General features: G+C 47.4%; 1 protein-coding gene. It reads left to right on the forward strand.

Annotation, left to right across the window (positions count from 1 at the left end; genetic code table 11):
- The first annotated feature begins 149 nt into the window (after window positions 1–149).
- The gene (locus tag E5329_RS28930; RefSeq protein WP_135992554.1) at window positions 150–1,622 is read left to right on the forward strand and encodes a DDE-type integrase/transposase/recombinase; all 1,473 of its coding nucleotides are present in this window, start codon (window positions 150–152) and stop codon (window positions 1,620–1,622) included.
- Window positions 1,623–1,927 lie beyond the last annotated feature (305 nt).

The raw sequence follows: 1,927 nt of genomic DNA on the forward strand, positions 1-1,927 counted from the left end.
GGTAGTGTCAAATCTACCACTATATTTTTTGTTGCAAACCTTATAATTCCAAGGATTACACCACTTTTTCAAAAGAAAAAGCAATGACCTCCCTTTTTTGTGTCAATACTATTACTAACCCACAAACACGGAAAGGAAAATCATTGCTTATGGATATTATTACCTATTTACTCTCTCTCATTCAATCCCTTTACCAGCAAAACTGCTGGTTGATCAACTTTATCTGCAGATACATCCCTCTGAAACAGTGGGCCTTTGATGATTCCCATTCCCCAAAATACCAGAAGTTTAAGATTGATAAACTCCCTCTTATCACCGACTTCCGCCAGGACTGGACTTATAAAGAATTAATCCCTTACTATGAAAAACGTTATGGTAAGAAAATCCGCCCGGTCAGCCGCCGCTCAGAATGCGATATCCCAGACAGCTGTACCTGCCCACGCTGTGATGCCCCTAAGCCCTTTCTCTATAAAAACAACGGTTCCAAGGGCCAGCTTCTCTGCAAAATCTGTGCTGCAAGGTTCTCCCCGGATGAAAGCCGCTTCTCCTCTGTGAAACTTCGCTGTCCGCACTGCGGCAATGCCTTGGTCCCCAAGAAAGAACGCAGACACTTTATCATCCATAAGTGCGTCAATTCCAAATGCCCTTATTATCTCTACAACCTGGGGAAAGTGGATAAGGAAGACCTCAAAGAGGATTACGGCAAAAATAAATATAAACTCCACTATATCTACCGTGAATTCACGATGGATTTTTTCAGCATGGATCTAAATACACTGCCTAAAAATGCCTCCTCCCTGAAATTCACCAAACATAACGCCCACGTAATGTCCCTGTGCCTGACCCTCCACGTCAACCTTGGCCTCTCCCTGCGAAAAACCTCGCAGGCCCTTAAAGACCTGTACAACATCAGCATTTCCCACCAGCAGATCGCCAACTACTGCAAAACTGCCGCTGTCTGCATTAAGCCCTTTGTTGACCAATACCCCTACGAAAAAGGAGAAGTGTTTACTGCCGATGAAACCTATATAAAAATCCGTGGCGTCAAAACTTATGTCTGGCTCATCATGAACGCCGCGTCCCGATCCATCATCGGCTACCAGATATCAGATAACCGTGGCGTCGGTCCCTGCATCCTCGCCATGCGTATGGCTTTCCGGGGGCTTACAAAGCTGCCGGAAAACTTTAAGTTCATTGCTGACGGTTACAGCGCCTACCCGCTCGCCGCAATGGAATTCGTAAAAAGGCTGGGGAAAGATTTTACCTTCAAAATCACCCAGGTGATTGGGCTTACCAACGACGATGCCGTTTCCACAGAACACCGTCCGTTCAAGCAGATGATTGAACGCCTCAACCGCACCTATAAGGCCTCTTACCGTCACACAAACGGCTTTGACAACATCGACGGCGCTAATTACGATCTTGCCCTCTGGGTTGCATACTATAACTTTCTCCGTCCGCATAAACACAAGAAATACAAAGCACTCAACGAAGTGGAAATGCTGCAGGGCGCCGACAACATGCCGGGTAAATGGCAGCTTCTCATCTTTCTCGGTCAGCAGACCATCCTGAACATGCAGAAAAATGGAAGCCCTGCGCCGGAGCGGAGCTGTTGTCAATAGAACCGTGGAATACCGGAGCAGACGGCAGCGCCGTCTGTGAGGATATGCCGCGAAAGTCTGTTGACATAAGGCTCACGGATTATCCTGTTTAACAGAAAAGGGGCAACTGCGCCCTTTTCCTGCCTTCCGGCGAGGACGGGTTCGGGCAGAGCCCGAAAGTGGGTCAAGGGGCTGGTCCCTTGTGGGTTCTTAGGGCAACGCCCTAAGCCCTCGGAGAGCTTTTCGGAATCAATATCTACAGTTTTCAAGGTTCATTTGAGCCTATTTTTTTCAGCTCGTTTTTTCATAGATTACTTGACACTACC

This window comes from Petralouisia muris, assembly GCF_004793545.1.
Lineage (GTDB): Bacteria > Bacillota > Clostridia > Lachnospirales > Lachnospiraceae > Petralouisia > Petralouisia muris.

Excerpts from the sequence above, each read along its gene's own strand:
- E5329_RS28930 (WP_135992554.1), top strand. The coding sequence starts at position 150 with ATGGATATTATTACCTATTTACTCTCTCTCATTCAATCCCTTTACCAG.